The organism is Halobiforma lacisalsi AJ5 (assembly GCF_000226975.2).
GTDB lineage: Archaea > Halobacteriota > Halobacteria > Halobacteriales > Natrialbaceae > Natronobacterium > Natronobacterium lacisalsi.
Genome location: NZ_CP019285.1, coordinates 3,597,804 through 3,621,875 on the forward strand (window position 1 = coordinate 3,597,804; position 24,072 = coordinate 3,621,875).

The 24,072-nt window shown below is 66.9% G+C and carries 24 protein-coding genes; 11 read left to right on the top strand and 13 right to left on the bottom strand.

Going from position 1 to position 24,072, the window contains the following annotated elements:
• Positions 1–261: 261 nt before the first annotated feature.
• Positions 262–540 (bottom strand): ribonuclease P protein component 4, encoded by a 279-nt coding sequence (locus CHINAEXTREME_RS17485; protein ID WP_007142473.1) that lies wholly within the window; start codon positions 538–540, stop codon positions 262–264.
• Positions 541–778: 238 nt separating this feature from the next.
• On the opposite strand from CHINAEXTREME_RS17485, the gene CHINAEXTREME_RS17490 reads away from it, so the two are divergent.
• The 4 genes from CHINAEXTREME_RS17490 to CHINAEXTREME_RS17505 all read left to right on the top strand — a co-directional run bounded on the left by CHINAEXTREME_RS17490 (position 779) and on the right by CHINAEXTREME_RS17505 (position 6,757).
• A complete protein-coding gene (locus CHINAEXTREME_RS17490; RefSeq protein ID WP_007142474.1) occupies positions 779–2,869 on the top strand; it encodes an ABC transporter substrate-binding protein in 2,091 nt (696 codons plus the stop codon).
• A 17-nt stretch (positions 2,870–2,886) separates the two neighbouring features.
• Positions 2,887–3,714, top strand: coding sequence for a phosphatase PAP2 family protein (locus CHINAEXTREME_RS17495; RefSeq protein WP_007142475.1), 828 nt, complete (start codon positions 2,887–2,889; stop codon positions 3,712–3,714).
• 95 nt (positions 3,715–3,809) lie between these two features.
• The gene (locus CHINAEXTREME_RS17500; RefSeq protein ID WP_007142476.1) at positions 3,810–5,831 is read left to right on the top strand and encodes an ABC transporter substrate-binding protein; all 2,022 of its coding nucleotides are present in this window, start codon (positions 3,810–3,812) and stop codon (positions 5,829–5,831) included.
• Positions 5,831–6,757 carry a phosphatase PAP2 family protein gene (locus tag CHINAEXTREME_RS17505; RefSeq protein WP_007142477.1) on the top strand — a complete coding sequence of 309 codons (927 nt, stop codon included), beginning with the start codon at positions 5,831–5,833 and terminating at the stop codon, positions 6,755–6,757. Before CHINAEXTREME_RS17500 ends, CHINAEXTREME_RS17505 begins: the two co-directional genes overlap by 1 nt.
• 148 nt (positions 6,758–6,905) lie before the next feature.
• On the opposite strand, the gene CHINAEXTREME_RS17510 is transcribed toward CHINAEXTREME_RS17505, so the two are convergent.
• A complete protein-coding gene (locus tag CHINAEXTREME_RS17510) occupies positions 6,906–7,310 on the bottom strand; it encodes a hypothetical protein (RefSeq protein WP_193790380.1) in 405 nt (134 codons plus the stop codon).
• Between the two features lie 202 nt (positions 7,311–7,512).
• Between CHINAEXTREME_RS17510 and CHINAEXTREME_RS17515 the strand changes: the two genes are divergently transcribed.
• The 3 genes from CHINAEXTREME_RS17515 to hflX all read left to right on the top strand — a co-directional run bounded on the left by CHINAEXTREME_RS17515 (position 7,513) and on the right by hflX (position 9,804).
• The gene (locus CHINAEXTREME_RS17515) at positions 7,513–7,911 is read left to right on the top strand and encodes a prefoldin subunit beta (RefSeq protein WP_007142479.1); all 399 of its coding nucleotides are present in this window, start codon (positions 7,513–7,515) and stop codon (positions 7,909–7,911) included.
• A gap of 45 nt (positions 7,912–7,956) precedes the next feature.
• On the top strand, positions 7,957–8,247 hold the full coding sequence (locus tag CHINAEXTREME_RS17520; RefSeq protein WP_007142480.1) for a hypothetical protein: 291 nt from the start codon (positions 7,957–7,959) through the stop codon (positions 8,245–8,247).
• Positions 8,248–8,484: 237 nt separating this feature from the next.
• Positions 8,485–9,804: a GTPase HflX gene (gene hflX / locus CHINAEXTREME_RS17525; protein ID WP_007142481.1), complete on the top strand. Its 1,320-nt coding sequence runs from the start codon at positions 8,485–8,487 to the stop codon at positions 9,802–9,804.
• Here hflX and CHINAEXTREME_RS17530 read toward each other — a convergent pair.
• From CHINAEXTREME_RS17530 to CHINAEXTREME_RS17550, 5 genes are all read right to left on the bottom strand, one after another.
• On the bottom strand, positions 9,801–12,068 hold the full coding sequence (locus CHINAEXTREME_RS17530) for an LUD domain-containing protein (protein ID WP_044961758.1): 2,268 nt from the start codon (positions 12,066–12,068) through the stop codon (positions 9,801–9,803). The genes hflX and CHINAEXTREME_RS17530 overlap by 4 nt on opposite strands.
• Positions 12,069–12,070: 2 nt before the next feature.
• On the bottom strand, positions 12,071–12,577 hold the full coding sequence (locus tag CHINAEXTREME_RS17535) for an LUD domain-containing protein (protein WP_007142483.1): 507 nt from the start codon (positions 12,575–12,577) through the stop codon (positions 12,071–12,073).
• A gap of 116 nt (positions 12,578–12,693) precedes the next feature.
• Positions 12,694–13,248 carry a GMP synthase subunit A gene (locus CHINAEXTREME_RS17540; RefSeq protein ID WP_007142484.1) on the bottom strand — a complete coding sequence of 185 codons (555 nt, stop codon included), beginning with the start codon at positions 13,246–13,248 and terminating at the stop codon, positions 12,694–12,696.
• Between the two features lie 82 nt (positions 13,249–13,330).
• On the bottom strand, positions 13,331–13,978 hold the full coding sequence (locus CHINAEXTREME_RS17545) for a class II aldolase/adducin family protein (RefSeq protein ID WP_007142485.1): 648 nt from the start codon (positions 13,976–13,978) through the stop codon (positions 13,331–13,333).
• Positions 13,975–14,676, bottom strand: coding sequence for an HAD family hydrolase (locus CHINAEXTREME_RS17550; protein WP_007142486.1), 702 nt, complete (start codon positions 14,674–14,676; stop codon positions 13,975–13,977). The genes CHINAEXTREME_RS17545 and CHINAEXTREME_RS17550 overlap by 4 nt, the downstream gene beginning before the upstream one ends.
• Positions 14,677–14,822: 146 nt before the next feature.
• On the opposite strand from CHINAEXTREME_RS17550, the gene CHINAEXTREME_RS21940 reads away from it, so the two are divergent.
• Complete coding sequence (locus CHINAEXTREME_RS21940; protein ID WP_007142487.1) at positions 14,823–14,960, top strand: hypothetical protein; 138 nt, start codon at positions 14,823–14,825, stop codon at positions 14,958–14,960.
• 170 nt (positions 14,961–15,130) lie between these two features.
• On the opposite strand, the gene pan1 is transcribed toward CHINAEXTREME_RS21940, so the two are convergent.
• Together pan1 and CHINAEXTREME_RS17560 are read right to left on the bottom strand one after the other, a co-directional pair.
• Positions 15,131–16,348, bottom strand: a complete 1,218-nt coding sequence (pan1, locus tag CHINAEXTREME_RS17555) for a proteasome-activating nucleotidase Pan1 (protein ID WP_007142488.1) — start codon at positions 16,346–16,348, stop codon at positions 15,131–15,133.
• A 161-nt stretch (positions 16,349–16,509) separates the two neighbouring features.
• Complete coding sequence (locus tag CHINAEXTREME_RS17560; protein WP_007142489.1) at positions 16,510–17,307, bottom strand: alpha/beta hydrolase; 798 nt, start codon at positions 17,305–17,307, stop codon at positions 16,510–16,512.
• A 165-nt stretch (positions 17,308–17,472) separates the two neighbouring features.
• On the opposite strand from CHINAEXTREME_RS17560, the gene CHINAEXTREME_RS17565 reads away from it, so the two are divergent.
• The 3 genes from CHINAEXTREME_RS17565 (at position 17,473) to rad50 (ending at position 21,885) form a co-directional block, all read left to right on the top strand.
• Complete coding sequence (locus tag CHINAEXTREME_RS17565; protein ID WP_007142490.1) at positions 17,473–17,751, top strand: MarR family transcriptional regulator; 279 nt, start codon at positions 17,473–17,475, stop codon at positions 17,749–17,751.
• Positions 17,752–17,845: 94 nt separating this feature from the next.
• On the top strand, positions 17,846–19,189 hold the full coding sequence (gene mre11 / locus CHINAEXTREME_RS17570) for a DNA double-strand break repair protein Mre11 (protein WP_007142491.1): 1,344 nt from the start codon (positions 17,846–17,848) through the stop codon (positions 19,187–19,189).
• Positions 19,186–21,885, top strand: coding sequence for a DNA double-strand break repair ATPase Rad50 (gene rad50 / locus CHINAEXTREME_RS17575; RefSeq protein ID WP_007142492.1), 2,700 nt, complete (start codon positions 19,186–19,188; stop codon positions 21,883–21,885). The genes mre11 and rad50 overlap by 4 nt, the downstream gene beginning before the upstream one ends.
• An 18-nt stretch (positions 21,886–21,903) precedes the next feature.
• Here rad50 and CHINAEXTREME_RS17580 read toward each other — a convergent pair whose 3' ends face one another.
• The 4 genes from CHINAEXTREME_RS17580 to CHINAEXTREME_RS17595 form a co-directional block, all read right to left on the bottom strand.
• Positions 21,904–22,437, bottom strand: a complete 534-nt coding sequence (locus tag CHINAEXTREME_RS17580; protein WP_007142493.1) for a DUF7346 family protein — start codon at positions 22,435–22,437, stop codon at positions 21,904–21,906.
• On the bottom strand, positions 22,434–22,982 hold the full coding sequence (locus CHINAEXTREME_RS17585; RefSeq protein ID WP_007142494.1) for a DUF7322 domain-containing protein: 549 nt from the start codon (positions 22,980–22,982) through the stop codon (positions 22,434–22,436). Before CHINAEXTREME_RS17585 ends, CHINAEXTREME_RS17580 begins: the two co-directional genes overlap by 4 nt.
• A gap of 132 nt (positions 22,983–23,114) precedes the next feature.
• The gene (locus CHINAEXTREME_RS17590) at positions 23,115–23,303 is read right to left on the bottom strand and encodes a DUF7331 family protein (RefSeq protein WP_007142495.1); all 189 of its coding nucleotides are present in this window, start codon (positions 23,301–23,303) and stop codon (positions 23,115–23,117) included.
• 298 nt (positions 23,304–23,601) lie between these two features.
• A complete protein-coding gene (locus CHINAEXTREME_RS17595; RefSeq protein ID WP_007142496.1) occupies positions 23,602–23,964 on the bottom strand; it encodes a hypothetical protein in 363 nt (120 codons plus the stop codon).
• Positions 23,965–24,072 lie beyond the last annotated feature (108 nt).

Sequence of the window (24,072 nt, forward strand, 5' to 3'; positions counted from 1 at the left end):
GTAATGGAGTCAAGCCGTTTGAATCTTCGCGAACTGGACTGACGGCGGGCGGACGGCGGACCGACGCCGGACCGTCGGCGTTCGATACGTTCAGCCCGGGGACGGCTCCGTGACGGCCCGGTTACCACAGGTAGTCACACGGGCGGGGCCGTCGGCCGACAATACGGGAAGCACCCGAGTCGTGATCGTGGTTCCACACTCCATCGGGTCGCTACCCGGCGCTCTCGTGCTCTCACATCTCGCACTCTCGAGCCCACCTGCTCAGTCCTCGTACGGATACCGTGCCTGCTCACCACAGTCGCAGGTGATCACGACGTGGCCGTCCTGCAGCCTGACTCGAGCGTTCCGTCCGGGTCGGAGATAGGCGTCGCAAGCGTCGCAGGTGAACCGGCGGAACGTCCGCGGGAGACTGAGGCGGTTGCGCTCCGCGACCCGTCGCGCGAGCCGGACGTAGTATCGCGCGCGCTCCTGCTCGCCCTCTGTCGCCGCCGCTCGAGCCAGGTCGTGCAGCCGTTCGATCCGTTCGGCGGCGACGCTCATGGCGTGTCGTTTCGTCGGTTCGCCTATTGATGTTGCGTTCGAGACTCGAGACTCGAGACTCGAGGCTCGAGGCTCCGCCCCCGAGACCGACGGGTGAAAACGGCGCCCGGCAGCCAGGAGCCAGTACCGCATAGTTACCGCAAGTAGGCCGGTCCGACGGTCCGTAACCACAATCAATACCGGAATATCGTACACAATACTGTTATATATCAACGACGAAGAACCCCGAAGGAAGCGAATGAATCGGAACGCCCTGCCCCCATCCTCGCCCTCCACCCTCCCCGACGAGCGCGTGAGTCGTCGCTCCGTGCTCGCCGCCGCGGCCGTCGCTGCAGTGCCGACGAGCGGCTGTGCCACCCGCGTCCGCAGCGTCGTCGACGACGGCGGCCCGCAACTCTCGGTGACGCTCGGTACCGTCCCCACCGACGACGACCGCGGCGCGATCCGGATCGCCCGCCATCTCGAGTCGACCCTCGAGGCCGTCGGCATCGACGTGGCGCTGGACGTCCGACAGTCCTCGGAATTTCTCGAGGCAGTGTTGCTGGATCACGAGTTCGACCTCTTCGTCGGTCGGTACCCCGTCGACGGTGGTCCCGATCTCGACCCCGACTTCCTCTACGGAGCGTTGCACTCGCAGTTCGCGACCGAGGCCGGTCGACAGAACCCCTTCGGGGTCACTGACATGGCCCTCGACGAAGCCCTCGAGACCCAGCGTCGCGCCGACGGTCGGGAACGGCGGGCGGCCGTCGAGTCGGTACTCGCCTACGTCGCCGAACGGAAGCCGTTCGAGCCGATCTGCCGGCCGATCGAGCACCGCCTCGTCCGACCCGAGTCGATCGACGGCTGGTCGGACGGCTGGCTCGGCACCGAACTCGACTATCTCGGTCTCGACTCCGCCAGTACCACGGGCGACGGCTCGACGGATCGCCTCCACGCGCTCCTCCTCGATTCTCGGCCGTCCCGGAACTGCAACCCCCTCTCGGTGACGATGCGAGACCGCGACGTAATCGTCGACCTCCTGTACGACTCGCTTGGCACGATCGATCGCGAAACCGGAACGATCCGGCCGTGGCTCGCCGATCGGTGGGAGTGGGAATCCAAACCGGAACCGAACCGCGACGGAACCGACTCTCCTCGGCGGACGACCGCGAGGATCACGCTCCGGGAGGATGCATACTTTCACGACGGCGAACCGATCACCGCCGCGGACGTCGCCTTCACGTACCGGTTTCTCGCCGACACCGCCCTCGGTAACGCCCCCGTCCCTTCCCCTGCACCGCGGTACCGGGGACGCGTCGCCGCGGTCGACGACGTCGAGGTTCGCAGCGAAACCGAACTGTCGATCACGGTCGATGCCGGTCCCGAGGTCGCAAACCGGATCGCGACGGTTCCGATCCTCCCGGAACACGTCTGGATCGAGCGGCTCGCCGAATACGGCGTCGATCCGGACCGCGGCCGCGAGGACGAGGCGGACACTACCCTCGACACCGATCCCGGGCTCGACCCGGGGTACGAATCAGAACCGGACGACGAGGAAGCTGCCGTCTCGGCCCCGCAGGGGCGCTGGGGCCCCGTCGCCGGCGACGTCGAACCGATCGGGAGCGGCCCGTACCGGCTCGCCGACCGGGCGGAGCGTGATTCCATCACGCTCGAGCGATACGAGGGACACTTCGCGGTACCCTCGTTCCCGGACGAGAGCGCGGACCGCGACGGGAACACGACCGCGACTATAGACGAAGATGGGGCGAACGACGAACCCCACGGACGGACGGAGAGCGACGGGAACGACGGGAACGACGGGAGCGACGAGGACGCGGCGCACTCTCGCACTCCCACAGCCTCGATCGACGAGTTGTACTTCGACATCGACCCGAGCAGCGCGTCCGCGATCCAGCGAACCGTCGCCGGGGACGCCGATCTGACGGCGTCGATGCTCGAGGCCGACGCGCTCGATCGGATTCCGGCGGTGGCCGACGCCGACGGCTCGGTGCGCCGCCTCGAGGCCCGCTCGCCGACGTTCTACTACCTCGGGTTCAACACGCGCCGGGGGCCGGTCGGCAACGTTCATTTCCGTCGTGCGGTCGCCCACCTGATAGACAAGGCCTGGATCGTCGACGACGTCTTCCACGGTGAGGCCGACCCGATCGTAACGCCCGTCGGAGAGGAGTGGCTCCCCGACTCGGAGCCCGATCTGACGTGGGATGGTACGGACCCGGTCGCCCCGTTCCCCGGCGAAGGGGGCGAACTCGACGTCGAGGCCGCTCGAGCGCTGTTCGAAGACCGCGGGTTCCAGTACGACGAAGACGGCCGCCTGCTGCGGCGGTACTGACGGAGGTACGTACGGATATGTTCACCGAGATGTTGCTCCGCGTCGTCGTCGCAGTGGGCTGTCTCCTGCCGCTCGCGCTGGTCGCGTTCGTCGGGCGGGAGCGTCTCGCCTCCTTCCGGCGGGAGTGGCGCCAACGGCTCCGGGAGAGCGCACCAGTCGTTGCGGTACTCGCCGTCGTTCTCGTCGTGAACCGGCTATTGCGATCCTCGGCCCCGCGTCTCTCCGACGAGGTTGGCGTCCACATGACCTCGACGCTCTACGACCTCGAGGGCGAGTTCGTCTTCGTCTTCCAGTCGATCGAGACGCCGGCACTGACGGCGTACTTCTCGGTCGTGTACGTCTACGGCTACACGTTCCTGCTCGTCTTCCCGATTCTCGCGTACGTCGCGCTGTCCGACACGGTCCGGTTACGGCGGCTCCTGGCGGCGTACGCGCTGAACTACGCGATCGGGCTGGCCTGTTACCTGGTCGTGATCGCGCTCGGCCCGCGCAACGTGATGCCCGAGGCGTTCGCCGAGACGATGCTGTACAATTCTAACCCGGAGTATCAGCATCTCACGCGACAGGTCAACCGCTACACCAACGTCTTCCCCTCGCTGCATACCTCGCTTTCGGCGACGGTAGCGATCTTCGCCTACCGGACGCGGTCGACGTACTCAGCGTGGTTTCCGGTCGCCGGCGTCCTCGCGGTCTCGGTCGCCATCTCGACGATGTACCTGGGAATGCACTGGGCGACCGACGTCGTCGCCGGAATCGTCCTGGCGGCCGTCTCGGTCGTGCTCTCGGTGTCCCTCGTGGGTCGAGGGTGGGCGTCGACGCTTCGCGAGCGGGTCGGACTCGAGTGACGGCCGCGTTGCGTTCGAAAGCCAAAGACCGGCCGTTCCAGCGCAATACTGTTATATCACCCCTGGCGAACAGAGACAAACGAACGAGAGACGAGATGCCAGAGCCCGCTCCCCCCTCCGCCGAGACGCCGCGTCGCGATGCCGAGAGCGACCGCCACGGCCGAGGTCCGACGACGAGCCGCCGCGCGATGCTCGCCGCGACCGGGCTGACGGCGGCGACGGCCGGCTGCGTTCGGGAAGTTCGCAACGCGGTCAACCGCGACGGAATCGACCACCTGTCGCTGACGATCACCACGCTGCCCGCCGACGGCGACCGCGAAAGCATCCAGCTCTCCCGAGCGATCCGGAACGCGCTCGAGGCGGTCGGCGTCGACGTCTCGATCGCGATGCGCTCCCACGAGGAGTTCCTGCGGGAGACGCTGATCAACCACGAGTTCGACGTGTACGTCGGCCGCTACCCGACCGGGACCGAGCCGTCCTACCTCTACGAGGCACTCCACTCGCGGTACGCCGACGAGGCGGGCTGGCAGAACCCGTTCGGGTTCACGAACCTCACGTTCGACGAGCGCCTCGAGCGCCAGCGCGACGCCGGCGACCGCGAGCGACGCGACGCCATCGCGGAGACGCTGTCGGCGTTCGCCGCCGAGCAGCCGTTCGTCCCGATCTGTGCGCCCCGGGAGTACCGACTGGCGCGGACCGACCGCTTCGACGGCTGGGAGGATCGACACCCGGCGACTCCGCCGGGATATCTCGGACTCGAGGTTCTCGACCGGGAGAACGAGAGTGGAAACGACGACAGCCGACTCCGGGCCGTCCACACGGACGCCCGCCCCTCGCAGAACCTCAATCCGCTGTCGGCCGAATACCGAAACCGGGGGCTGTTCACCGGATTGCTATACGATACGCTCGCGGTCGATGCAGACCTGCTCGAGGATTCGGGACTCGAGTCAGACGGTGAGGACGGTGAGGATGGGGAGGACGGAGAGGACGGCGAGAACGCGGATGAGGAGGACGAGGGAGACGGGGGAACGACAGGAGACGAAAACCCGGACAGGGAGACCGATGCGGACGACGCCGATGCCACGGGACCCGACCTCCGCCCCTGGCTCGCCGACTCCTGGACCCTCGAGGACGACGTACTGACGGTACGGCTCCGCGAGGACTGTCCGTTCCACGATGGACGACAGGTAACCGCCGACGACGTCGCCTTCACCTACCGGTTCCTCTCGGATACGACCCTCGGCGACGACCGGGTTCCGACCCCGTCGCCGCGCCATCGCGGCCAGGTCGCCCCCGTCGAAGCGGTCGACGCGGCCGGCAACGACCACGAGGTCGAGTTCCGGTTCCGACGCTCGCTCGAGGACGCGAGCCCAGCGGTCGCCGCCGCGCTGACGGTCCCGATCCTGCCGGAACACGTCTGGCGAGAGCGGTCGGCGGCCGCCGACGTCACCGGCGTCCGCATCGCCGAAGGGGTCACCGAGGCGCTCGTCGTGGACAACGTCCCGCCGATCGGGAGCGGCCCCTTCGCGTTCGCCGACCGAACGGACCGGGAACACGTCACCCTCGAGCGCAACGACGACCACTTCACGCTACGCGAGGGCGTCGATCTCCCCGCGCCGACCGCGTCCGAGATGCGGGTCGCCATCGACCCCCGGAGCACGTCGGCCGTCGAACTCGTTTCCGACGACGACGCCGACGTCACCACGTCGACGCTCGAGAGCTACGTGCTCGACGACGTGATCGAGGCCGCCGCCGAGGCCGACGACCTCGAGGTGCTCGAGTCGCCGCCGCGATCGTTCTACCATCTGGGTTTCAACGCGCGTAAAGCGCCGTTCAGCAATCCCCGATTCCGGCGAACGGTGGCACGACTGATCGACAAGGCGTGGGTCGTCGACGAGGTGTTCGACGGCTACGCCCGGCCGATCACGGCGCCGCTCGTGGATCAGGAGTGGGTCCCGGACGACCTCGCCAGGGGCGCCGACGGGAACGGCGACCCCGCGACACCCTTCCTCGGACAGGACGGCGAAGTCGACGTCGAGGCTGCGCGGGCGGCGTTCGAGGCGGCAGGGTTCAGGTACGACGCGAACGGCCGACTCCGTACACGGGTGAGTCGGTAATGCTTCTCGAGGTCCTGCTTCGGCTCGTCGTCGTCGTCACCGTCATGCTGATCGCCGCGACGGCCGCCTTCGTCGGCCGCTACCGGCTCCGGGACACGCGCCTCGAGTGGCGCGAGCGCGTACAGGAGGCCGCACCGATCACGGTCGTTCTCGTAGCCGTATTGCTCGGGAACGGTGTTGCCAGACAGACGGTTCCGGACCTCTCGTGGATGATCGGCTGGGAACGGACGGGACAGATCGAGGCCCTCGAGGGGTCGTTCATCGTCTGGCTGCAGTCCCAGGCGACGCCGGAGTTAACGGCGTACTTTTCGTTCGTCTACATCTACGCCTACGTCTTCCTGCTCGTCTTCCCGATCGTTGCCTACTTCGCGCTCTCGAACACGCGCCCGCTCCGGGAGTTGCTGGCGGCCTACACGTTGAACTACACGCTCGGGCTGGTCTGTTACGTCTTCGTGATCGCCTACGGGCCGCGAAACATGATGCCGGAACTGGTCGATGCCCTCCTGTACGACACGTACCCGCGATACCAGCACCTCACGCGGCAGGTCAACCGCAACACGAACGTCTTCCCTTCGTTGCACACATCGCTGGCGACGACCGTCGCCTTCCTGGCGTACCGAACACGGGAGATCTATCCGAAGTGGGCCCTCGTCGCCCTCTGGGTCGCGCTCTCGGTCGCCGTGTCGACGATGTACCTGGGGATCCACTGGGCGATCGACGTCCTCGCGGGCGTCGCACTCGCCTACGTGAGCGTCACCCTCTCCGGGTTGCTGGTCGGGCAGTGGTCGGTCCGAAACTGGCTCGAGAGCCGGGTTCCGCCCCAGTCCGAACCGAGCGGACACTCGGGAAAGAGGCCACGAGAGACGCGGGACCCCGAGCGCGACCGCGCCGTCGAACCGACCGACTCGAGCGGCGAGGAAGGGTAACCGCTGTTCGAGGGCAGTGCTATCGATGTCGGCGGAAGGCGTCGTCGAAAGGAGTAGGACTGCGATCGTTCGTCCGTTCCGGGCGTAAGCTGCCCGCACGCCGGCACTCGTAGCCGATCGATCGCCGGTTAGTCGTGGCTAGTCGTGGTTAGTCGTCCTCGAGCGCGTCGGCGATCCGCTTGAGCGCGCGAGTCTGGTCGCGCATCTCGTCTCGCAGCTGTCGCACCTCACGGACGAGTTCCTCGTTGCTCTCGTCCTGACCACCGCGGCCGCCCGGACCGCCGGGGCCGCCACCCATCATGCCGCCCATCATCTGTGCGAAGGGGTTGCCGCCGCCGCCCATGCCGCCGGGACCGCCACCGCCGCCACCGAACGGACTCTCGGGGGCCTCGCCCTCTTCGCCTTCCTCGGCGCGCTTCTCGCGGATCTCTTCGACGCGCTCTCGGAAGGATTTCTCCTCGCTGTCGTCTCCTTCTCCGTTCGCACCGGATTCGGCTTCGTTGTCGTCCGTCATACCCTCGGGTTCTTGACGGCCGGGGAAAAGGATTGCCATGTTTGCAACCGGGCCTACACGAGTGTTGCTTTGCAACCCCGCCCACACGAGCCGTTCACGGCCTGGCGTTGGGCACGTCGGGCCGCACAAGCCGCGGACTCGTGTGACGACCTCGAACCCCGAAGATCGACCGTGTGCCGACGATCGCTCACTCTCGACGACAAAGCTTGGCTTTATCAGTCCGGAGGGCGAGGGTCGAGATATGCAAGGAAACCTGCCGCCGGAAGCACAGGAGAAAATCGAACAGCTCCAGGATCTTCAGGAGACAGCCCAGGAAGTCGCCGTCCAGAAGCAGGAGGCCGAAAACAGCCTCACCGAGGCCCAGAACGCCCTCACCGAACTCGAGAACATCGACGAAGGAACGACCATGTACCGACAGGTCGGCGAACTCCTCGTCGAGACCGAATACGACGAGGCCGAGGACGACCTCGAGGACAAGGTCGACACGCTCGAACTCCGCCTCGAGACCCTCGAGAAGCAGGAGGACCGCGTCCAGGAGCAGTTCGAGGACCTCCAGGACGACCTCGAGGAGCTGCTCGGCGGCGCCGGCGGCATGGGCGGCCCCGCGGGTCCGGGCGGTCCGGGCGCGGGTGGCGCGTAAACTCGTACTCGTAGCGACCGATAATCGACTCGATTCCCTCGACACATGACCTCGGATACCGACGCGGACGCCGACGTAGGCAGCGAGACAGACGGGCCGTCCGACGAGACCGTCGTCCAGACGGCGTCGGACGCCGCGGAAGGGCTGATCTTCTCGCGGTACAAGCAGTCCGAGGTCCGCGATTACGACGTGACTATCACCTTCGAGGACGGCGTTCTCGAGGTCGATGTCTACCTCAACGCTCCGGACGAGGAGGACGGACCGGATCCGGAGCGAGTCGCGGACGACGCCGCGCTTGCGGCGCGACGGGCGGTCGACGAACTGTTCGGGCAGTAATCGATACCCGACTTTCCGGTCGACCGCTCGCTACTCGCCGTTCTCACGTGGGCCACAACTGATAAGTATCGTTCCCGTGAATCGAACGTCGAGGACTATGGAGACCTCTTCTCAGTAGTTCGGCGCTCTCGCCTCGCGATAGTAGCTACACTTCCGTGAGTGGTGAGTGCCGCGTGCTTCCCGGCGATAGCCGCCGGACCGTATCGTTTACTCGATAGCCATGACGCCACCAACCCCATGTCACGAACGCACAACGCAGAGAGACGAACAGCCGTCGCGAAGAAATCGGAGACCACCCCCATCGAGACGAACGAGATAGAAGCGCTCGTCCGGGCGGCAGGCGACGAGCTCGTCGCCACCGTAACCCAGGCCGGCCGAGCGGATCCAGGAACCTACTTCGGTCGCGGAAAGGTCGCCGAACTCGCCGAGACCGTGGCCGCGAGCGATGCCCACCGCGTCGTCGTCGACGACGAACTCACGCCGGGCCAACACCACGCCCTCGAGTCGGCGATGCCCGACGGTACGGCGGTCGTCGACCGCCACCGACTCGTCCTCGAGATTTTCGAGGCGGGCGCAGGCTCGAGACGGGCGAAGCGACAGGTCGAACTCGCCCAGCTCCGGTACGACCTGCCGCGGCTGATCGAGTCGGCCGACGAGGGCATGCTCAACGAGATGACCGAGAAGGGATCGCCCGTCTACGACGTGCGCGACCGGATCGATCGACTCGAGCGGAAACTCGAGGAACTCCCCGAACCGGCGGCACAGTTCCGCGCACGCCGCCGTGAGGAGGGGTTCGACCTCGTCACGCTCGCCGGCTACACGAACGCGGGGAAGTCGACGCTGCTGCGCCGACTCGCGGACGAGCTGTCGCTCCGGAACTCGAGCCGCGAGGTGGGCGACGCCAGTACGGAGAAAGGCGCTACCGCAACCGTCCGGGACCGGTTGTTCGAGACGCTCGAGACGACGACCCGTCGGGCGACGGTCGACGGCCGACCGCTGCTCGTGACGGACACGGTCGGGTTCGTCGACGACCTCCCGCACGATCTCGTCGAGTCGTTCAGTTCGACGCTATCCGAGGCGGGTGCGGCCGACGCCGTCGTGCTCGTGGTCGACGCGAGCGATCCCGAACCGCTGTTTCGGGAACGGCTCGACGTCTCACTCGCGGTACTGAAATCCCAGGGCGTCGAGGACGAACGGATCGTCCCGGCGTTGAACAAGGTCGACTGCCTCCCGGCTGACGCTCGAGGGCGCCGACTGGACCTCGCCGAGAAACGGTTGCCACCGGCGGCCGCCAATCCGATCCCGGTGAGCGTACTCGAGGGGACGAACCTCGAACGCCTTCGCGACCGGATTCTGAAGCGGTTGCCCACCGACGCTGCGGCCCTCGAGGTCCCCAACTGCGACGAGGCGATGACGCTCGTCTCGCGGGCCTACGACCGAACGTCCGTCGAAACCGTCGACTACGACGACGCGGTGACGATCCGGTGTCGGGGCCCGCCGCGAGTCCTCGAGCAGTTACGGGCGCGGGCCGAACGGATCGCCGGCGAACGCGCCTAGCGATCCGGCCCCAGTACCTCGATCGGGTGCGGTACCGGCCGCTCGAGTAGCGTCTCGAGCTGGTCGCTACAGGACGTCCCGGAAGCGACCACCCGCTCACTCCCCTCGAGTTCCTCCGCCAGTTGCTCCCCCGCGTCCACGCTCACGTCGTAGTACTCCCGCTTGTAGCCGAACGAACCGGCCATGCCACAGCACTCGCTACCCGTCGTCTCCGGTGTATAGCCACACCGCTCGAGGACGGCCGTCGTCGGGGCCTCCAGATCGAGCGTGCGCTGCTGGCAGTGGGAGTGGTAGGCGATCGGTTCGTCGCCGTCGGCGGTCGAGAGCGCCCCGACGTCAGCGCCGTTCTCGAGGAGGCCGTAGACGTACTCACAGATCTCGTAGCTGTTCGACCGGAGCCGCTCGAACGACGCCTCGGGGAGCAGTCGTTCGTACTCCCGCCGAAAGGCAGCCAAGTCGGAGGGTTCGATCACGACCACGTCCCGGCCGGCATCGATGTCCGCGGCGAGTTCCCCGTAGAGTTCGCTCGCCCGTCGATCCGCCGTCGCGATCATCCCCTGGGAGAGCGCTGCGCGGCCGCTTTCCGGGAGAGACGGAACCGAGACGGGCACGCCGAGTGCCTCGAGCGTCCGGACGGTAGCCTTCCCCCGAGCGACGTCGACGTAGTTCGTGTAGACGTCGGGGTAGAGGACCGCCTCGCGCTCGAGGGCCGTCCCCACTCGAGCGCGGCGTCGGGACGCCTCGGCGCCGCCGTTCGCCTCGAACCAGTCGACGAGCGACTGGCGCTGGAACACAGGGAGGTCCCGTCGCCGGTCGATCCCGATGGTTCGCTCGAGGAGCGCGCGAACCGGACCCGTGCCGGCGAGCCAGTTCGAGAGCGGCGCGGTCGCGCTCGCCAGTTTCGCGACGGTCCCGACGTTCCCGAAGAACCGCTTGTCGAGGGGGACGCCCGACCCGGACTCTGCGTCGGGCGTAAGCCCGTCGACGAGAAAATCGTAGGTCCCGGGGTCTTTCCCGCGGTTGATCCGATCGCGAACGACGGTGTTGATCCACGGGATGTCGATCTCGACCGGACAGGCATCGACACAGCGCGTACAGCCAGTACAGAGGTCGTTGAACTCGGCTGCGGCGTCCTGACCGTGAAGGCCGGCCTCCCAGCCGGTCGCGATCCCCCCGGAGTAGGTCTCGCCGCCGAAGCCGTGGCCGCCGACCGACTGGAAGTTCACACAGGCGTTCGAGCAGGCACCACAGCGGATACAGTACAGCGTCTCCCTGAGCTGGTCGTCCTCGCGCATCGCCGTCCGGCCGTTGTCGAGCAGGACGAGGTGGAACTCGCGGTCCGACTCCCCGTCCGACGCGGTGATCGGCTCGTCGGCGTCGGGACCGTCGAACTCGAGCGTCGGCGACGGCGTCGGGGGCGTAAGCATCGTCACGTACTGGGAGATCGGCTGGCCCGTCGCGCTCCTGGCGATCAGGTTCACGAACGGCTCGAGGTCTTCCATCGACGGGATCAGTTTCTCGATTCCGGCGACGGCGACGTGGGTGTCCGGCGTGACCGCACACTTGCGGGCGTTGCCCTCGTTCGTGACGAGCGTGATCGTCCCGCTGTCGGCGACGACGAAGTTCGCGCCGGTGATTCCGACGTCGGCTTCGCGGATGCGTTCGCCGAGGTAGTCGCGGGCGAACGCCGTGAGATCCGCAGCGGTCTCGAACTCGACGTCGGGATCGAACTCCTCGCGAAGCAACTCGGCGATTCGCTCGCGACTGAGATGCATCGCCGGCCCGACGATGTGGGAGGGCGACTCGTCCGCGACCTGGATCACCCACTCCCCGAGGTCCGTCTCGTAGACGTCGACCCCCTCCCGCTCCAGGGCGTCGTTGAGGTCGATCTCCTCGGTGGTCATCGACTTGGACTTGACGACCGACGGTCGGTCGTGGTCGGATCGGCCGTCGGCCTCGGCGACGTCGACGACGTCGGCTACGTAGGCGTTCGCATCCGCGGCGTCGTCCGCAACGTAGACCGTGCCGCCGTTTTCCTCGACGGCCGTTCGGACGGTTTGGATCAACTCCGGCAGGCGCTCGATCGCCTCCTCCTTGATCGCTCTCGCTTCGGTTCGCAGCGTCTCGAGATCCGCCAGTTCGTCGTACGCCGCCTCGCGGCGGGCGTTGTCCTCGCTCGCTCGCGGTCGGACGATCTCTCCCTCGGTCTCGAGCAGGTGACGCAGCCGTTCTGCGGTCTCGCCGCGGGACGGGTCGCTCGCCATCGTCACCGGTCCTCCAGCACGACGACGTGTCCCTCGCCGGGGCCGTGGACGCCGTGGACCAGCCCGCCCATGTCAGCGGTCGCGCTGCGGCCGGTCGCGAAGACGACGCTCTCCCGGCCGTCCGAAAAGCCCTCGAGCAGTCGGTCGAATCCGTCCCCGAGGTCGGCGACGACGTCGCTTCCGGCGACGACCGCGACGTGACGGTCCGGGTAGAGACTGACCGGTTCGTCGCCTCGTTCGCTCGATGCGATCGCGACCGTTCCGTGCTCCGCGACCGCGAACGACGCCGGCGTCACGCCGGTCGCGGCGTTCTCGAGTTCCGCGGGCGTCGGCTCCGCGGTCACGGCGTCGGGCAGCGAAGCCCCCTCGAACGGGAGCGCGGTACCGACTGCGGGATCGTCGACCGCCGTGCCGATTCGCTCGCTCGCAGCACTGGCCGGCACGACCTCGCTCGTGACTTCGAGGGCCGCGAGCGAGCGTTCGAACCGACCGATCGTATCGGTCGTCATTACGAACCGAATGCCGGCGAACGAGCAAGACCCTGGTGGTCACTGCCGATGTTACCGCCGGAAGACGAAATCGAGACCGAAAACCGGAACGAGAGAGTGAGAGAAAGAGCGTGTCCTCAGGCTGACTCGCAGATCTCGAGGAAGTTCTCGAAGATCTCGTCGCCTTCCTCGGTGTGGGCGACCTCGGGGTGCCACTGGACGCCGTAGAGGTCGCGATCGGTGTCGCTCATCGCTTCGACCCCGCAGACGTCGCTCGTGGCGGTCAGTTCGAACCCCTCGGGAAGTTCCTTGACCTCGTCCGCGTGGCTCGCCCAGACGCGCGTTTCCGGGTGCAGGGAGCCGGTCAGCGGGTCGTCCTCGTCGACGATGTCGACGGTGACGTCCGCGTATCCGCCGTAATCGCCGCCGCCGACGCGGCCGCCGAGTTCCTCGGCGATCAACTGCATGCCCAGACAGATCCCAAGCACGGGGACGTCGGCCTCGAGGTAGTCGGGGGAGTGGCCGATCCGATCCATGTCGGGGCCGCCCGAGAGAACGACGCCGTCGGCGTCGACGTCCTCGGGTGGCGTCTCGTTGTCGATCAACTCGGTGTCGACGCCGAGGTCGCGAAGCGCCCGGCGCTCCAGATGCGTGAACTGTCCGTGGTTGTCCACCACGACGATTTTCGTCATTACGCGTCCATAGCCAGTCACCCGGTAAAAACGACCCGGAACGTGCTCTCGGTCGATCGCACCCTCGGCTGCCGGTCGTCGACTACTGCCCGTAGGACTCGAACTTCTCGAGGACCGTCTCGAGTTGCTCGTCGGACAGCGTCTGTGGCTCCAGCCCCGCAGAACGGCTCTCGAGGTACAGCCGCGCGAGGCTCTCGACGTGGTGGGTGTTCTCGAGGGCTGTCGGGAGGTCCGGCGCGGTGACGACGAGCCCGTGGTTCTCGATCAGCGCGGCGGTCGAGTCGGCCTCGTCCATCGCGGCGACGATGTTCGCCGCGAGGTCGTCGGTCCCGTATGGCGCGTAGTCGGCGACGGGGACGCGCTTGCCGACCGCGACGATCATGTAGTGGATCGGCGGCAACGGCTCGTCGGCGACGGCCAGCGCGGTCGTCCACGGCGAGTGGGTGTGGACGATCGCGCCGACGTCCTCGCGCCGGTAGATGGCGCTGTGCATCGGGACCTCGCTACTCGGGGCCATCTCGCCGGCTACTCGCTCGCCGTCGGTTCCGACCACCGGCACGTCCGCGAGATCGAAGGCATTGTAGGGGACGCCGGTCGGCGTGATCGCGAACGCGTCGGCGTCCTCGCCCTCGCCGCGGACGCTCAGGTTCCCCGTTCGGCCCGGCGTGAGATCGGCCAGTTCGGACGCGTGCTCGACGACGGCTCGCCGCTCGGCCTCAAGTCGTGTCATAGTACCCGCTCAGTTAGCTCCTCGAGACTATCTATCCTGTGGTCGGGTTCGCGACGGCCCTCGAGGCCCTCGTCGCCGACGTCGCCGTTGAAAAGCACCGTCTCGATGCCGACCGCGTTCGCGCCGACGATATCGGAGGCGACGGAGTTGCCGACCATCACGGCCTCCGAGGCCCGGCGGTCGAGCCGCGCAAGCGGCAGCGTGTACATGACCGAATCGGGCTTCTCGCGGCCGACCTCCTCGGAGGTCAACAGCAGGTCGATGTCGTCGGCGATCCCGAGTCGCTCGAGTTTGCGTAGCTGGATCCGGGTCGTGAGGTTCGTCACGATCGCCACGTCGATCCCGCGGTCCCGAAGCGTCTCGAGGGTCCCGCGGGTGCCGGGGAACGGCTCCATCGCATCCAGGAACCCGTTCCAGTACGCGTCCCCGAGCGCGAGCGCGTCCGCCGGCTGGGGACGACCCGTGTGCTCCTCGAGCGCGTGCTTGAAGTACAGCAGGCGTTCGTGCGAGGCCGCGGTGCCGGAGAGGTGACGCTTGACCTCGCTGCGTCCGGTCCGGTAGAAGTCTTCGAACTCCCCGTCGTCGAACTCGTAGCCGCGCTCCCGGGCCGCTTCCTTCGCGGCCTCCTTTCCGGCGCGGTTGCACGGCGGGTAGGGGTAGAGCGTGTCGTCGAGGTCGAAGAGAACGGCAGTCGCCATACGAGGGTCGTCGGACGCGACGGAAAAACGAGTATCGGTCCCGGTGCTGGACTCGAGCGTCGACGGCGGGCGGTCGAAGCGGAAACTCGGCGCGTGCGGTCCCCGGTTCCGGTACGTTTATGCGTCAGTCACCGGAGACTACGCGTATGCCAGTCGATCTGAGCGAGTTCGACCACCCGTCGTGGATCACCGCAGCGGGGATGGGCGTCGGCTATCTGCTGATCCTCGCGCTCCTGACGCTCGCGCTGTTCGTCCTCCCCTGGCTCGCGTTCAGCGCGCTATAACCTCGCGGTCTCCTCGCGTTCCGTCGCGGTCCCTTCGTTTCGTTCGCCGTCCGCTACGAGCCTCGCGCAGTCGGGGCTACGTCGTGGGTGTGTCGAAGAAGGTAGATCCGAAACCGCGAATCGAACCGAACGAACCGAGGTCGACCTCCCGTTCTCGAGCGGCCGTTCCGTTACGCGAACGTCTTCGAGACGTCCGCGGTGTCGTCGGAGTCGGCCTGGACCTTGTCCCAGGCGTCGTAGAAGTCCTCCATCCGGATCTCGGTGCGGTCGTCGCGGATGGCGAACATCCCCGCCTCGGTACAGACGGCCTTGATGTCGGCCCCCGAGGCGTCCTCGGCCTCCTCGGCCAGTTCCGCGAAGTCGACGTCGTCGCTGACGTTCATCCCGCGGGTGTGGATGTCGAAGATGATCTCGCGGCCCTCCGCGTTCGGCTTGGGCACCTCGATGAGGCGGTCGAACCGGCCGGGGCGGAGGATGGCGCGGTCGAGCATGTCGAATCGATTCGTGGCGGCGATGATCCGGATCTCGCCGCGCTCCTCGAAGCCGTCCATTTCGCTCAGGAGCTGCATCATCGTCCGCTGGACCTCGGCGTCGCCGGAGGTCTTCGACTCCGTTCGCTTCGCGGCGATGGCGTCGATCTCGTCGATGAAGATCACGGCAGGCTCGTGCTCGCGGGCGACCTTGAAGAGGTCACGGACGAGTTTCGCACCCTCGCCGATGAACTTGTGGACCAGTTCCGAGCCGGCCATCTTGATGAAGGTGGCGTCGGTCTGGTTCGCGACGGCCTTCGCGAGCATCGTCTTCCCGGTCCCCGGCGGGCCGTACAGCAGGACGCCGCTCGGCGGGTCGATCCCCACGTCGTCGAACATGTCGGGGTTCTTCAGCGGCATTTCCACGGTCTCGCGGACCTCCTGCATCTGGTCCTCGAGGCCGCCGATGTCCTCGTAGCTGACGTCCGGGCTCTCGGTGACTTCCATCACGCGGGCGCGGACGTCCGTCTCGCTCGAGAGGCTCTTGACGATCGACAGCGAGTTGTTGACCGCCACCCGGTCGTCGGGATCGAGGTCTTCCCGCATCTCCTCGGTGACCTCGGTCAGAGCTTCCTGGTTGTTCCCGTGTTGTTTGATGATGACGCCCTCGTCCGTGATCTCCTGGACGGTGGCGACGAACAGCGGGGACTGTTTGAGCTTCTTGTTCTCGTGAGTCAGTCGCTCGAGCTTCTGTTGGTACTTGTTGTTCTCGGCGTTCGCGTCGAGGAGTTTGTCGCGCATCTCCTCGTTTTGGGCCTCGAGGACCTCCAGACGTTCCTCGAGTGCCTGAATCTTTTCCTGTTGGGACGCCTCGTCCTCGTCGTACGGGAGGTCGACGTCGTCCACGGTGTCGGTCATCATCGTTGCTTTGGGTGTTGGCTCATAAGAGACTTCGGGTCGGGACACCCCGCGTGACGGACTGACCGCCCCCTATGAGGGCATACGTGTCCGTATCGCGGTAAATCCGGGGGGCTTGACGGTCGTTTTCCCGTCGGTTCCAGCGTCGTTTCTCGAGGGTGTCACGCCGGTTCGATCCGGCCGAAGGAGAAAGAGGAGGAGGCGGACGAGGAGGAAGACCGCGTCGCCTCGGAGTGTTCGACGACCCAGGGGACGACGACCTCGGCCAGCCGATCGTGTGCCTCGTCGTAGGGTATCGACGCGGGTCGGTCCCCGCGCTGGCCGTGATAGGAGCCGAACTGCGTGTGGTTCATCCCCCGTATCTCGTGGCTCTCCGCGCTCGGCGGGAGCTTCGCCCGACTCTCGCGGTACGCCTCGCGGTCGAGGACGCCGTCCGCGCTTCCGGTCACGCTCAGGACGGCCATCGACCGGTCGCTCACGTCGGCGTCGCAGTAGGAGGCAAACAGCAGGAGGCCACGAACCTCGTTCGACGCCGCGTACTCGCAGGCGGCGACGCCGCCGAGGGAGTGGCCGCCGACGAACCAGGTCCGAACCTCGGTCCGTTCCCTCCGGATATCGTCGGCGGCGTCCGTATCGAGCAGCGCGACGTTGAGCGGCATCTCCGGAACGACAACCGTTACGTTTGCCTCCGTCACGAGCGGGGCGAGGGAACTGTAGTACGCATCCGGTGCGACCCGTGCGCCCGGATAGAAGACGAGGCCGACGCTCGAGGTCCCGTCCGCCGGCTCGAGCGTGGTCACCCCGTCCTCCCTCGTGACTGAAACCTGCGGATCGTCCTCGACCGTCTCGATCGACGACTGCGAGCCGTGGTACGGAACGGAGAAATAGGCCGCAACGCCGCCAACGACGAGCACGACTCCCACGAGTACGACGATCGCGACCCGTTTCCACGAAGGCATACGCGGAGAGGGACGCCCCTTCGTCAAAACAGTTCGCCCACCGGGACGGTCCGAGAGCCGACCGATCGCCGCGGCTGCTCGAGTTCGATCCACGCCCGTTTGATAACTGATGTGCATTAGAAGAAACAGAAAATATTATCACGCTGTATTCGATATGGGTATACGATGAGTGCATCAGAGCCTGTTCGACAGGGGACCGACGACGCCGACGAGCGCGGAACCTGGGAAGACGTGCGCGACCTCCCGCCCAGCGCCAAACTGGTCGCGAAGGTACTCGAGTACAACGACACGATGACCCAACAGCAGATCGCCGAGGAGACCCTGCTGCCCTCGCGGACGGTCCGCTACGCGCTGAACCGTCTCGACGAGGAGAACGTGGTCGACTCCCGCTTTTCCTTTGCGGACGCTCGCAAGCGACTCTACACGCTCGACATCGACTGTTAACTCTTCGCCCAGCCCGAAGCGTTCGCCTCGCTTTACTTTCAGTCCGGTCGCAGAACTCCTATAGGGGCCGGTCTCGAACGATCGGTAGAAATAGATGACGCGGGTGATACACACGGGCGACACCCACATCGGGTACCAGCAGTACAACGCGCCCGAGCGACGGCGGGACTTCCTCGCGGCCTTCGAGGCCGTGATCGAGGACGCGATCGAGGACGACGTCGACGCGGTGCTCCACGCCGGCGACCTCTTTCACGACCGCCGGCCGACCCTGGTTGACCTCCAGGGTACCGTCGACGTCCTCCGTCGGCTCGCCGACGCCGACATCCCCTTTCTCGCCGTCGTCGGCAACCACGAGGGGAAACGGGACGCCCAGTGGCTCGACCTCTTCGCCGACCTCGAGCTGGCGACCCGGCTCGGGGCCGAGCCCGAACTGGTCGGCGACGTCGCCGTCTACGGCCTGGACTTCGTCCCGCGGTCGCGCCGCGAGGACCTCGAGTACGAGTTCGCCGCCCCGCCCGAGGCGGCCGAACACGCCGCCCTCGTGAGCCACGGCCTGTTCGAGCCGTTCGCCCACGCCGACTGGGACACCGAACGGCTCCTCGAGGAGTCGACGGTCGAGTTCGACGCCGTCCTCCTGGGGGACAACCACCACCCCGACACCGCCGAGGTGAACGACACCTGGGTCACCTACTGTGGCTCGACCGAACGGGCCAGCGCCAGCGAGCGGGAGGACCGGGGGTACAACCTCGTGACGTTCGAGGACGATACCGTCGGAATCAGCCGACGCGGGCTCCCCTCGACGCGGGACTTCGTCTTCGTCGACGTCTCCCTCGAGGAGGGCGAAGGGATCGACCGCGTCCAGGAGCGAGTCCGCCAGCACGACCCCGACCTCGAGGACGCCGTCGTCATCGTCACGATCGAGGGCGAGGGGAAGCCGATCACCCCCGCCGCGATCGAGGAACTGGCGATCGACCGGGGCGCGCTGGTCGCCCGGGTCAACGACCGCCGCGAGTTGCCCGAGGAGGACGAGGAGATGTCGGTGAGCTTCGCCGATCCCGACGAGGCCGTCCGCGAGCGGGTCCGCGACCTCGGGCTGAGCGACGCCGCCCTCGAGATCGACGGGACGGTCCGCGACGGCGAGGTCGCGGATTCGAACGTCCGCGAGTCGGTCGAGCGCCGGGTTCGGGAGTTGCTCGAGGACGACGAGTCGGCCTTTACCCCCGCGCCGGAACGGGAGCCCGACGACGAGGAGGTGACGACGGTTGCGGACCAGTTGTCGGGTCCGGAGTCGGCGTCCGCGGAGGGCGACGACGTCGAAGCCGAACCCGAAGCCGCGGCCGCCTCGAGCGACGACCCAGCGGACGAATCGGCAAATGAACCCACAGAGGAACCGACCGACGAACCCGTCGAACACGCCTCACTGGGTGATTTCGAATGAGGGTCGACCGCGTCCGCCTGCGGAACTTCAAGTGCTACGGCGACGCCGACCTCTCGCTCGAGCGCGGCGTCACCGTCGTCCACGGCGTCAACGGCAGCGGCAAGTCGACGCTGCTCGAGGCCGTCTTCTTCGCGCTGTACGGCTCGAAGGCCTTGGACGACCGCACGCTCGACGACGTGATCACCACCGGCGAAGAGGAGGCCGAGGTGGAACTGTGGTTCACCCACGACGGCCGGGAGTACCACGTCGAGCGCCGGCTCAAACTCCGGGGCGACCGCGCGACGACGACCAAGTGCGTCCTCGAGACGCCGTCGGCGACGGTCGAGGGCGCTCGCGACGTCCGCCACGAGGTCACCGAACTCCTGCGAATGGACGCCGAGGCGTTCGTCAACTGCGCGTACGTCCGCCAGGGCGAGGTGAACAAGCTCATCCACGCCTCGCCGGGCGACCGCCAGGACATGATCGACGACCTGCTCCAGCTCGGCGCGCTCGAGGACTACCGCGAGCGCGCAAGCGACGCCCGCCTCGGCGTCAAGTCGGTGCTGGACGGCCAGCGCGAGGTCCTCGAGGACGTCCGTAAACAGGTCGAACGAAAGGAAGAGAAGGGGCTCCACGACCGACTGAACGAACTCGAGTCCCAACGCGGCGAGGTCGACGAGGAGATCGACCACTACGAGAGCCAGCGCGACCAGGCCCGAGAGACGCTCGAGGCCGCGACGGACGTCATCGAGCGCCACGCCGAGACCCGCGAGGAGATCGCGGACCTCGAGGAGGGGATCGAGGAGCTTCGATCGAAGATCTCCGAGACCGAACAGCAACGCGAGGACGCGAAAGCACGGATCCGCGAACTCGAGGCCGAGCGCGAGGAACTGGCCGAGGAGCGCGCCGACCTGCTCGCCGAGGTCGAGGTCGAGGCCGACGCCGACCTCGATCCGAACGCGGATACCGCCACCGTCGAGGAGTGCGTCGACGACCTCGAGGCCCGCGACGAGGAGTTGCGGGACGACCTCGAGGACGTCCGCGTCGCGATCACGGAGACCAACGGCGAGATCGAACGGCTCCGCGAGGAGGCCGACGACCTCGAGACCCAGGCCGACGAGGCCCGCGAGGAGGCAGGAGACCTCGCCGAGCGGATCGAACGCGACGAGAACGATATCGACGACCGCGAGGCGAAACTCGAGGAACTCGCCGAGGAGATCGAGTCGGTCCGCGACCGGTTCGAGACGGCACCGATCGCGTTCGGCGAAGCTGGGGCCCACCTCGAGGATCTGGAAGCCGAACGCGAGGAGCTGACCGAGGAGATCGGCGACGTCACCGCCGACATCCGGGCCGCCGAGAACGCCATCGAGGAGGGTGAGCGGCTGCTCGAGGAGGGGAAGTGTCCGGAGTGTGGCCAGCCCGTCGAGGACTCGCCGCACGTCGACGTTCTGGACGACAGACGCGAGGAACTCGCGGCCCTCGAGGACCGACTCGCGGACCTCGAGGCCGAACGCGACGATCTCGACGAGCGGATCGACCGCGCCGAGGACCTGCGCGAAGCCGAGCGCCGCGTCGACCGCCTCGAGGAGAACCGGGACAACGTCGAGCAGTTGCTCGCCGAGAAACGCGAGAGCCTTGCCGAGCGACGGGAACAGCGCGAGGGACTGCTCGAGGACGCCGAGGAGTACGAAGCCGACGCCAGGGAGGCCCGCGAAGACGCCGACGACCTCGAGGACGACGTCGAGGAGAAACGCGCCGAACTCGGCGAGATCAACGCCGAGCGGAGCGATATCAGGGAGTCGCTCGAGGCGCTACGCCGCATCGTCGAGATCGACGGCGAGCGCGACGACCTCGAGGGGGAAATAGAGAACTGCCGCGAGCGCCGGCGGAACTGGCAGCAACTCAACGACGAGCGCCGCGAGACGCTCTCGGACAAGCGCGACCGCAAGCGTGACCTCGAGTCGGAGTTCGACGAGGAACGCGTCGAGACCGCACGGGAGGACAAGCGAAACGCCGAGGAGTACCTCGATCAGGTCGACGAAAAGCTCGCGGAACTCGAGGAACGGCGGACGAACCTCCAGAACGCGATCGGCGCGGTCGAACGCGAGATCGAGGAACTCGAGGAGGATCGTCAGCGCCTCGAGACGCTCGAGGAGCGCTGTGAGCGGCTCGAATCGCTGTACGACGAGGCCGAGACGCTCCAGACGACCTACGGCGAGTTGCGGTCCGAACTGCGCCAGCGCAACGTCGAGACCCTCGAGCGGCTGCTCAACGAGACGTTCGATCTGGTCTACCAGAACGACTCCTACGCCTCCATCGAACTGGACGGCGACTACCGGCTGACGGTCTACCAGAAGGACGGCGAGGCCCTAGAGCCCGAGCAGCTCTCGGGCGGCGAGCGGGCGCTGTTCAACCTCAGCCTGCGGTGTGCGATCTACCGCCTGCTCGCGGAGGGCGTCGAGGGAACGGCCCCGATGCCGCCGTTGATCCTCGACGAGCCGACGGTGTTCCTCGACTCGGGACACGTCACGCAACTCGTCTCGCTGGTCGAGTCGATGCGGGACCTCGGTGTCGAACAGATCGTCGTCGTCAGCCACGACGAGGAACTGGTCGGTGCCGCGGACTCGCTGGTCCGGGTCGAGAAAGACGCCACGTCGAACCGCTCGCGCCTCGAGCGCGGGGAGCCGCCGGAGGCGGAACTGCTTGCGTCGAACTGAACGGGACGGTGAACACCCTTACTCGTCGGGAACCGTTTCTGGGCCGGGTTCGTCACCGTCGGGGTTCGGCTCCGCGTCTCCCCTCACAGCGTCGTCTGTGTCTTCGCCATCGGAGTCCGTCCCCGGCCGAAGCACCTCGAGCGCCCGCCGACACTCCTCGGTGACGCGATACCCGCGCTCGGCGGCGACGGCCCCCTCGACTTCCGTCTCCTCGAGCAATCCGGCGGTGGCGAGCACGGTCACCCGCCCGTGCAGATCGCTCTCGCAGAGGTCGTACGAGTCGAGCAACTGCCGGACGCCCATCGGCCCGCGATCAGCGAGTTCGATCAGCAGACCCAGCGTCTCCTCGTCGTGCACGTTCGTGAGCAGGGTTCGGACGGAGTCGTCGACCGTCGCGGCCGCCGTCTCGAGGCCGGACTGATCGACGAACTCGAGGCGGTCGTTCCGGATGTAACACTCGTCGCCAGTCGCGGGGTCGCGAACCAGGCTCGCGCTCTCGGAGCGTTTCAGAAGCAGGTATCGGTTGCCGCGGTCGTCTCGGACTGTGTTCATGGGTTGTCGGATGGGGGTGTGCCGTCGGCATTGGCATCGGCGTCGGGGTCGGGGTCGGCGTCGGCCGCCTCACCCGTCTCGGATCGGTGCTGGCCGCCGTTCGTCGCCCGTTCGGTTGCGCGATCGTCGGTCGCTTCCTCGGCTCGATCGGGCGTCGGCCCCGAAGACTCGGGACCGTCGTACGACCGGTAGCGATGGACCGCAAAGCCCAGGAGGACGATGCCGCCGGCGACCAGCCAGCCGCCGTGGCTCGTCGGCCCCTCGAACAGCAACAGGAGAAGCCCGACCGACAGGGCGAGAAGCGCTGCGTTGACTACGAGCACGACGGCCCAGAACGTCTTCGCGAGTTCCGGCGGGACGTCCATCTCGTCGGTCGAGACTTCGGGGATCGGCGGCCCGATGTGCTCGTTCGACTCGTCGCTTGGCTCGGCATCGATGTCGGGGATCGTCAGGGAGTCGCTGTCCGGATCGCGAAACTCCGCCTCCGGATCGTACTCCTCGGGCTCGTCGGGTTCGTGGTCGCGCTCGCTCCGGTCGAATCCCACAGTCGCCACGAGGGCAACCGGGAAGAAAAGGATTCGCGTTCGAACTGGACCAGTACGGATTGCTGTACCGATGTCCCGCTCAACCGCGAGCTGGGCGGCGGTCGTGCTGGATATGGCTCACAGTACACCGCATCAGGCGAGGTCCTCGAGAGTTAGGGTTCGCGAGGTTTCCACCCATGCGAGCGGATTCTCGGCGTCGTAGAAGACGACGCCGTCTTCGGTCTCGTAGGACTCGATCGTCTCGGTTCCAGCGGGTGCGCTACTCGGTTCGCCTCGATCCGTCGTTTCGTCGTCGTTCACACGGGTGGACACGTCGATCACCTCATGTCGTGTTATGTGTTACCACACTATATGTCTTGTTGCACCCGCAATCACCGCCGGTCGATCGCCAGTCGTCGCCAGGAACGGTGAGACGGCCCGAATTTACCGCTTCACGGCGGGGCGACGGCCATGGTACGGACGGTGCCAGAGGACTCGGCACGAAATCGACACGCTATCGAAATCGTGAATAGCCGATCGGTCCCGTCACCGATCGGTGTGGGACGAAAAGTGGCTGCCGGAGGGCGACGACCTGCGAAGAGCACTTCTCCGAGTACGAGACGGGGCAACTCCGCGCTCTCTATCGGCTACCCGACCGGTCGTCGTCCCCGGCTTCGCAGCGTTCCGTGAGCAGCGCATCGACGATGGCGCTTTTTCTGTGGCTGACGAGCAGGTGTTTGTAGACGTCGTCTTCGTTCCGGTCCCGGTCCCAGTCCCGATCCCTGTCGGGACCAGTCCCCCCGAACGCACATAGCGGGCACCCCCGGCTCGAGTCCCCCTCGAGGTCGGTCTCCGGATCGGTCCGCTCGCGGCTGTCGTCTCGGGTTTCATCAGTTGCGGTGTCTCGGGGTTGCCGATGGGCAGTCGTCTGGTCGGCTACCGCGAGCGCGTCCGTCTCGACGTTCGGTCCGTCACGGCGGGACTGCGGGGGATCGGATACCATCTCGAGTGAATACACGATGAGTCGACACAAGGCAGTTGCTAGGAGAAGTATCGAACCCCATCGACCGGCCCGTACCGGTACGTAGCCGTTCGGTACGGGTCCAACCGG

Bases quoted from the DNA above. Each gene is read 5' to 3' on its own strand.
- CHINAEXTREME_RS17580 (WP_007142493.1), bottom strand. From the start codon at position 22,437: ATGAACACAGTCCGAGACGACCGCGGCAACCGATACCTGCTTCTGAAA.
- CHINAEXTREME_RS17510 (WP_193790380.1), bottom strand. From the start codon at position 7,310: ATGGCAATCCTTTTCCCCGGCCGTCAAGAACCCGAGGGTATGACGGAC.
- CHINAEXTREME_RS17550 (WP_007142486.1), bottom strand. From the start codon at position 14,676: ATGGCGACTGCCGTTCTCTTCGACCTCGACGACACGCTCTACCCCTAC.
- CHINAEXTREME_RS17530 (WP_044961758.1), bottom strand. From the start codon at position 12,068: ATGGCGAGCGACCCGTCCCGCGGCGAGACCGCAGAACGGCTGCGTCAC.
- CHINAEXTREME_RS17540 (WP_007142484.1), bottom strand. From the start codon at position 13,248: ATGACGAAAATCGTCGTGGTGGACAACCACGGACAGTTCACGCATCTG.
- CHINAEXTREME_RS21940 (WP_007142487.1), top strand. From the start codon at position 14,823: ATGCCAGTCGATCTGAGCGAGTTCGACCACCCGTCGTGGATCACCGCA.
- CHINAEXTREME_RS17565 (WP_007142490.1), top strand. From the start codon at position 17,473: ATGAGTGCATCAGAGCCTGTTCGACAGGGGACCGACGACGCCGACGAG.
- CHINAEXTREME_RS17500 (WP_007142476.1), top strand. From the start codon at position 3,810: ATGCCAGAGCCCGCTCCCCCCTCCGCCGAGACGCCGCGTCGCGATGCC.
- CHINAEXTREME_RS17515 (WP_007142479.1), top strand. From the start codon at position 7,513: ATGCAAGGAAACCTGCCGCCGGAAGCACAGGAGAAAATCGAACAGCTC.
- CHINAEXTREME_RS17490 (WP_007142474.1), top strand. From the start codon at position 779: ATGAATCGGAACGCCCTGCCCCCATCCTCGCCCTCCACCCTCCCCGAC.
- CHINAEXTREME_RS17495 (WP_007142475.1), top strand. From the start codon at position 2,887: ATGTTCACCGAGATGTTGCTCCGCGTCGTCGTCGCAGTGGGCTGTCTC.
- pan1 (WP_007142488.1), bottom strand. From the start codon at position 16,348: ATGACCGACACCGTGGACGACGTCGACCTCCCGTACGACGAGGACGAG.
- CHINAEXTREME_RS17505 (WP_007142477.1), top strand. From the start codon at position 5,831: ATGCTTCTCGAGGTCCTGCTTCGGCTCGTCGTCGTCGTCACCGTCATG.
- CHINAEXTREME_RS17545 (WP_007142485.1), bottom strand. From the start codon at position 13,978: ATGACACGACTTGAGGCCGAGCGGCGAGCCGTCGTCGAGCACGCGTCC.
- CHINAEXTREME_RS17520 (WP_007142480.1), top strand. From the start codon at position 7,957: ATGACCTCGGATACCGACGCGGACGCCGACGTAGGCAGCGAGACAGAC.
- hflX (WP_007142481.1), top strand. From the start codon at position 8,485: ATGTCACGAACGCACAACGCAGAGAGACGAACAGCCGTCGCGAAGAAA.
- CHINAEXTREME_RS17535 (WP_007142483.1), bottom strand. From the start codon at position 12,577: ATGACGACCGATACGATCGGTCGGTTCGAACGCTCGCTCGCGGCCCTC.
- CHINAEXTREME_RS17485 (WP_007142473.1), bottom strand. From the start codon at position 540: ATGAGCGTCGCCGCCGAACGGATCGAACGGCTGCACGACCTGGCTCGA.
- CHINAEXTREME_RS17595 (WP_007142496.1), bottom strand. From the start codon at position 23,964: ATGGTATCCGATCCCCCGCAGTCCCGCCGTGACGGACCGAACGTCGAG.
- mre11 (WP_007142491.1), top strand. From the start codon at position 17,846: ATGACGCGGGTGATACACACGGGCGACACCCACATCGGGTACCAGCAG.
- rad50 (WP_007142492.1), top strand. From the start codon at position 19,186: ATGAGGGTCGACCGCGTCCGCCTGCGGAACTTCAAGTGCTACGGCGAC.
- CHINAEXTREME_RS17560 (WP_007142489.1), bottom strand. From the start codon at position 17,307: ATGCCTTCGTGGAAACGGGTCGCGATCGTCGTACTCGTGGGAGTCGTG.